The sequence below is a fragment of the Flavobacterium sp. NPDC079362 genome (assembly GCF_050267765.1).
GTDB classification, from domain to species: Bacteria; Bacteroidota; Bacteroidia; order Flavobacteriales; family Flavobacteriaceae; genus Flavobacterium; species Flavobacterium azizsancarii.
The window spans coordinates 505,184-511,804 of record NZ_JBNNFM010000001.1 but is presented as its reverse complement, the minus strand read 5'-3'; the positions used below and the strand labels follow the sequence as shown (position 1 = coordinate 511,804).

Sequence of the window (6,621 nt, the reverse complement as noted above, 5' to 3'; positions counted from 1 at the left end):
GCGATGGACACCCTTGCATTCAGCTAACACTTCCCACTGTAAAGGCGTGTTCGGGACTTACACCCTAGAGTTATCGCCCATGCTGGGCACACAACCAAAAAGGCTGTTCAGAAATTCTGAACAGCCTTTTCTCATTATTGGGGCAAATATTATAGTTTTGAAATAATGTCTTTTTTGAATTTAGACAAAGTCGCTCTTGTTAATCCAAGGTTCGCTTTTGTTGAATCTACAGCTAAATAAATAAAATATTTACCATCTTCAGATACATCTATAATATGTATTTGATCTGTTAGTGTAATTAAGATATCATTGATTTTTTGGTTTAATCCTAAAGCTTTAATAGCGCTTAATTTTGCTTTTACAACTTCTAAATTATAAGCAGATGCTAATTCCGGGTCAAAATTTGGATTTAAAGAAAGTGAAGAATAAGACATTCCCGTTTCAACTTCAGTTACTGAAACAGCAATGAATCCGTTGATATTTTCTTTTAAATCGTTTTGAAAATTCTGTAAAAAATCTGACATGTTTTAATTGTATTTAAATTAATTATTGAAAACGGTATCCATCTTGCGCAGCAAAAGTCCCATTTTACTTATATCTTTAGAAAGCAACGCAACGCAGTTATCCTGCTCGTCTTTATTAGCCACCACAATACCATCTTTATTCTTAATCATGACTTGTTTAAGATCTCCATTATTAACATCTTCAGACATTTCTAAACACATCTTAAGTATCATTCCAATCATTGCCGCTACATTACCATCATACTCTAAATTAACAGATTCCAACAAGATGCCATCTATATTAAAAGTCAATCCAGATTCAGCCCCAGTTTCTTCTACAAGTGTATTTAAATCAATCATATCTTTTGTTATTCAATTTTAAGAAGGGTCAAAGATATTTTAATAAACAGAATTGTCCGATAAACACTTGTTAAAAAAAAAGGCACACGTAACCATTTGAAATACTTTTATTTATACGATACTGTTTCTTTATTTTTAAAATAAATTTTATAAAAAACGCAAACAAAAAAAGAAGATTTATCTAAAAAAACAGCAATCTAATTCAGATATCTTAAATATTATTTTAACATTTAGAAGAAATTTAGTTTACTGGAAGTTTTTCATAGCTTTGCAAAAAAATGACTGAAATGAAAACTGTTGACGAAGTACGTTTTGACTTAAATGTAAAATTGATGAAATTTAGAAGATTCCGCTTTGAAAACGGAAACATAAATAATCCCGATTTACAGGAACGAGCAAAAAAAGGTTTTTTCAAAAAGATTTTTAGCTAGAAAAAACAACTATAAAAAAGCTGAACTGGTGAGATAACCTTTATCCACAAGTTCAGCTTTATCTTTGATACAATGCGTTTTACCATCTTTAATCAGAATTAATTTAGTCGAAATCCTGATTACGTTCAGATAATTATGATCGGTGATAATAATTCCTTTTTTAGCTGAATTCACAATTATCAATTCATTTACCACATCTGCCATAATTGGCGACAAACCATTGTAAGGTTCATCGAGCAAAACAAACTTTGAAGGATTAAACAGCACTATTTTAATTTCAAGGTATCGCAATTCTCCACTAGACAATTGATTTATTCTTTTCCTTAAAATTGACTGAATAAATTCATCTTCATAGAAAAGTATTAGTTTTTGTTTATCGATCGATAATAAAATCGCCTTTTTTACAGACAAATGATTTGGAATAAATTGTTCCTGCGACAAATAACTTATTTCTTTCGACAAACTATTTTCATTGTTCTTTGACACAGAATCAATTCGAATACATTTATTAGGAGCTGATTCTATACCGAAAATAATCTTCAACAAAGTCGATTTCCCTGAACCATTTCTTCCTAGTAGACCAATGATTTCAGCAGTTTCACATTTCAGATACACATCTGAAAGGATCACTCTGTCATTAAACTTTTTTTGAATTCCATCAACTTCTAAAATATGCTTTTTCAAAATATTCTTTTTATTAAAAAAGTTATCAAACCAATTAAAAGTGTAATACAAATGGTCAGGAGATAACTAAAAATCAAAAGTCTCGCCTTTGAAATCCCATTATTCGAATAAAACAAATATTCATTCTTGCGATATAATTCCTTAAAAACTATGCTTATCAAAAAACCAAAGCTCAAAAACACAGCAAAGAAGTAATCAAAACCGGTCAACAAAACAGCGATAGCACAAACCGATACGTTTATAACTAAAGTAGTTTGAAAAAATTCGAATATATTATAAAGCTTTCTGATCGATTAATTTATTTTTTCCTCGAAAGGAATATTGATGTCAAAAATTTCTGTCAGCAATATAACAATTTCCTCTATATAACTCTTCAGAATTTCATTTGTAACCGTTGTATCTAACTCCTTATCTTCTTTAAACCCAAAAGGAAGAAAACCTGATTTTAAATTTTTAAAAGATATAATCCCAACTTCAATAGGCAAACCGGCCGCTTCATTCTCGTACATAAACGCATATGCTAAAACCTGAATGATTTTGTCGTTTTTAAGCTCTTGTGTTAATCCGTTCCAAGACTTAAGTATTACATTTGCTTTTTCGACTTTACCAGTCTTATAATCGACAATTCTAATTTTACCGTTGCGTTGTTCAATTCTGTCAACATTTCCTTTAATTAAAACAGGAAAAGGCAATTTTGGATGATTCAATTGGCGTTCATAAGTCTTTTCTAACGCTATAATTTTAATGGCATCTCCATTTTTTATAGACTCTAATTCCATTTTCAGGAAATTAGAAACATTTCGCTTTGCCACTTCAAAAGCCAAAAGATTACGACCTTTTTTGATTTCTCCTTCTTTATAAACTTCTTTAAATTGTTTTAAAACTTCATTATCCAACAATTTGAAACAGTTTTCAATGTCTGCTTCCGAAATAAATCTACCAACAAAAGGATCATACAAAGCTTTTAGCGTTTCGTGAATTATAGTTCCCAATGTATTTAATGCAATATTCTCTTCTACTTCCTCTACTTCCCGAATACGAAGAATCTTTTGAAAATAAAACTCAATCGGGTTCCGAATATAACTCGTTAATGCCGAAGGTGAAAAACCAACCGTTGCAATTTCTTTTAAACGCTCCATTACAGCATCAGATTTTGCCACAACCATTGGCTGATATGCTGATGTTGGCAATACCGGATTATAGATATCGAAAGTCAGATTGTGTTTCGATTGTTTTTCAACTTCCAATTGCGTTATAAAACGACTTCGTTCTCCGGCATCCAATCCATCATTTTCAGTATTATAAATCAGATAAATATTTTTCGCCCTTTGCAATAAATGATAAAAGTGATAGGTATAAATCGCATCTTTTTCTTTAAAAGTCGGCAAACCTAATTCTCTTTTTACATCATACGGAATAAACGAATTCTGGGACTTTCCGGCAGGAAACTTTCCTTCATTCATCGAAGTTATAATTACCGTATCAAAATCTAAAACCCGGCTTTCAAGAACCCCCATAATTTGCAATCCATGCAAAGGCTCCCCTTCAAACGAAATTTCAGCAACATCGATAACTTGTTTATAGATCGCGTGCAATGTATCTATATTATCAATATGACTATGTTGCGTGTAATAATTAATCAATTTATTTATCACTTTAAAAACAGCATAAACAAATGCTTTTGCAATCTTTTCTTCCTCGTTGTCATTGCTGAAATTTTCTTTTACCAAAAGTAGAATAGCTGAGACATTTTCAAGAACAGCAACTGATCCACTTTCCCATTTACGGAACAACAATTTAAACAATTGCGATTGATCTGAGTTGAGTTCTACAATCCTATTGTGAGTAATAAAAGTATAATTATTCTCTTTGATTATTCGAACCAGATTTCTGGCATTTGCATAAGGCTCAACCAACGGATGCGTTAAAATATCAAGCACATCTTTATAATAAAACACATAACTTTCGCCTTTTCTGGAAAGCGCATTGGTATGCATTTTAAATAATTTTGCAATCAATATTTGCGACGGATTATTCTTTCCGGAATATCCCATTGTAATATTCAAACTTCCTACAGAAGATGGTAATGAATATAAAACAGGCATTAATAAATTTTCTTCACCAAGTACAATAGCAACCTTATCGAGAGATGTTGCAGGGTTTTCGTTGATAATATTTTCGATAATACTTCCGGTTAATTTTGCCTGACCAATAGTTTTAGGAGTTCCTATTACCTGAATATTTTTAGATTGAGAAAAATCATCTACAATCCACTCAAAAATATTTGATTTATAATGTTTCCAGCTTTCCTTAAAACGTCGAACAAAAAGCCCCGCATCATGATAAGGATCATTGAGAAAAGTCTGATCAACATCCCAATAAATTTTAGCCCGATCCAATGCCAAAAGATGCTGTACAATTTTTTCCTCCGCAGCATTTAAAGCATTAAAGCCTGCAAAAATAAAAGTCCTATTTGAAACGGTATTAGAAAAGTGATTCAGATTATTCACTGCTTCCCTGTAAATCAATCCTTGGTATCCAACAGATTTATTCAGCAAATGATTGTATAAGGCGTCATAATACATGGGAAGAAGTTTCCAGAAATCAATATAATTCTCTAAGAGTTTTGTACTGTTTTCGACTTCTATTCCCCATTTTTTTATGTCTTCAATATCTTTTAAGTAAGACAAAACATGCGCCGGATCTAATAAGTAGCGATCAATCTCATTAAAATCCTGTAAAAGTGTTTTTGCCCAATTTGCAAATAACTCAAATGATTGTTGATGTTGTTTCTCAGTTACTGACAAGTAAACTTCATAGAACTCAAATAAAAGTTCAATTGCATCGATAGATCGGATTGATGCGACATCTTGCACAAAATCCTCAATACTAATGATTTCAGGCGAAAGCATTGTATGCTGAGTTTCATTTTTCAGAGCTTCAATCAAAAAAACTTTAGCTCTTTTATTTGGCAATACAATGGTAGTCTGAACAAGTTTAGTTGAATAATCCTGAATTATAACAGTTGCAATTTTTCCGAGAAAAGAAGTATTTATCATTTGATAAAAATAAAAAAAGCCATTCAATTAAGAATGGCTTTTAGATTTTATTTAGAAAGTAAATTAGATTTTACCTTGGTATTTAGAACCAATGTGTCTAATTTCTGTTCTTCTGTTTTGTGCTCTACCTGCAGCAGTTTTGTTACTTGCAACTGGTTGAGAAGATCCAAATCCTTTAGCTTCTAAGTTTTCTGGATTAACACCTCTTTCGATTAATGCATTCATCACAGCTTCAGCTCTCTCTTTAGATAACTTGTCGTTGATTTTTGCAGAACCTGTACTATCTGTGTGTCCTTCAATAGAGAATTTCGCGTTTGGATAGTTTTTAAGGATTTCTTTAATTGCATCTAATCTAGCTGGAGTTTCTTTGTCTCCTGCTTTGAAAGTAGCTTTACCTGTGTTAAAGTATACAGCTCTTGCTTGAACTTTAAGATCTTCTAAAGCTTCAGTAGTAACTTCAGGACAACCTCTGTTAGAAGCAGGACCGTAAACTGTAGGACAATCATCATCTTTATCAGCTACACCATCTTTGTCAGCGTCTAAGAAAGGACAACCACCATTTTCTTTAGGACCAGCAACTGTAGGACATTTGTCATCTTTGTCTGGAACACCATCTCCGTCAGTATCAGGACATCCGTTGAATTGTTTTAAACCAGCAACATCTGGACAAGCGTCATCTTTATCAGCAACTCCGTCTCCGTCTCTGTCTGGACAACCGTTTAATGCAGCTAAACCAAATTCAGTAGGACAAGCATCACTAGCGTCAACGATTCCGTCTCCGTCAGTATCAGGACATCCGTTGAATTGTTTTAAACCAGCAACGTCTGGACAAGCATCATCTTTATCGTAGATTCCGTCTCCGTCAGTATCTTTACCTCCGAATTTGAAAACTAAACCAGCAGTGTGTTGAAAGTGAGATGGAGCATCTGGAACACCAGCTGCATCTTCTCTATCACCACTAACTGACCATTTGTATCTTGTAGCAAGCTCAAGACCAATAGCATCAGTAAACCAGAAAGTAATTCCAGCACCTGGATTTACAGTTCCGTAGCTGCTATCTCCGAAGAAAGTATAACCTCCACCAACAGATAACGAAGGATCGATTACTTTAGATTTGATTAATTCCTGGAAGCTATATTTAATAGTAGCATCAATTCCGTAATACATCAAATCACCAGGATTAGTTACAACATTACCTCTTGAATCGTGCCCTGGAGCAGCTGGATTAAAAGTAACATATTTATCAATTTTGTTCACAGATCCTTGTAAACCAATAGAGAAACCACTACCTACGTATCTAGACACACCAATGTAAGATAAAGAAGGAAGAATATTCCAGTTGTCTTTTGCAGCGAATGGCTGAGAAAAGTGTTGATCAAAGAAACCACTTCCTGCACCAGAACTGGTTCTAGTGTCAACGGCATTAACTCCAAAAGAGATAGCCCATGGATTGTTACTGTCTTGTGCGTGAGAAGTTAAACCCATCACCATCATCACAGCAACTAAAAGTTTGTTAAGATGTTTCATACTTAATTTTTTTTAATTACAATTTAGTTAATTACAAGCAAAAGTAACACCAAATTT

The 6,621-nt window shown here is 33.0% G+C and carries 6 protein-coding genes; 1 reads left to right on the top strand and 5 read right to left on the bottom strand.

Features of this window, described 5'->3' with window-relative positions; all coding sequences use genetic code 11:
• Positions 1–149 precede the first annotated feature (149 nt).
• Positions 150–524, bottom strand: coding sequence for a hypothetical protein (locus ACQKCJ_RS02170; protein ID WP_271337246.1), 375 nt, complete (start codon positions 522–524; stop codon positions 150–152).
• A gap of 18 nt (positions 525–542) precedes the next feature.
• Entirely contained in the window at positions 543–863 is a 321-nt protein-coding gene (locus ACQKCJ_RS02165) for a roadblock/LC7 domain-containing protein (protein WP_078006835.1), read from the bottom strand.
• A gap of 287 nt (positions 864–1,150) precedes the next feature.
• Between ACQKCJ_RS02165 and ACQKCJ_RS02160 the strand changes: the two genes are divergently transcribed.
• Complete coding sequence (locus tag ACQKCJ_RS02160) at positions 1,151–1,294, top strand: hypothetical protein (protein WP_271337245.1); 144 nt, start codon at positions 1,151–1,153, stop codon at positions 1,292–1,294.
• Between the two features lie 9 nt (positions 1,295–1,303).
• Here the strand turns inward: ACQKCJ_RS02160 and ACQKCJ_RS02155 are convergent, their stop codons facing one another.
• The 3 genes from ACQKCJ_RS02155 to ACQKCJ_RS02145 form a co-directional block, all read right to left on the bottom strand.
• The gene (locus tag ACQKCJ_RS02155) at positions 1,304–1,978 is read right to left on the bottom strand and encodes an ATP-binding cassette domain-containing protein (protein WP_427401256.1); all 675 of its coding nucleotides are present in this window, start codon (positions 1,976–1,978) and stop codon (positions 1,304–1,306) included.
• Between the two features lie 293 nt (positions 1,979–2,271).
• Positions 2,272–5,037, bottom strand: a complete 2,766-nt coding sequence (locus ACQKCJ_RS02150) for a PD-(D/E)XK nuclease family protein (protein ID WP_427401255.1) — start codon at positions 5,035–5,037, stop codon at positions 2,272–2,274.
• Between the two features lie 63 nt (positions 5,038–5,100).
• Positions 5,101–6,564, bottom strand: a complete 1,464-nt coding sequence (locus tag ACQKCJ_RS02145) for an OmpA family protein (RefSeq protein WP_271337242.1) — start codon at positions 6,562–6,564, stop codon at positions 5,101–5,103.
• Positions 6,565–6,621 lie beyond the last annotated feature (57 nt).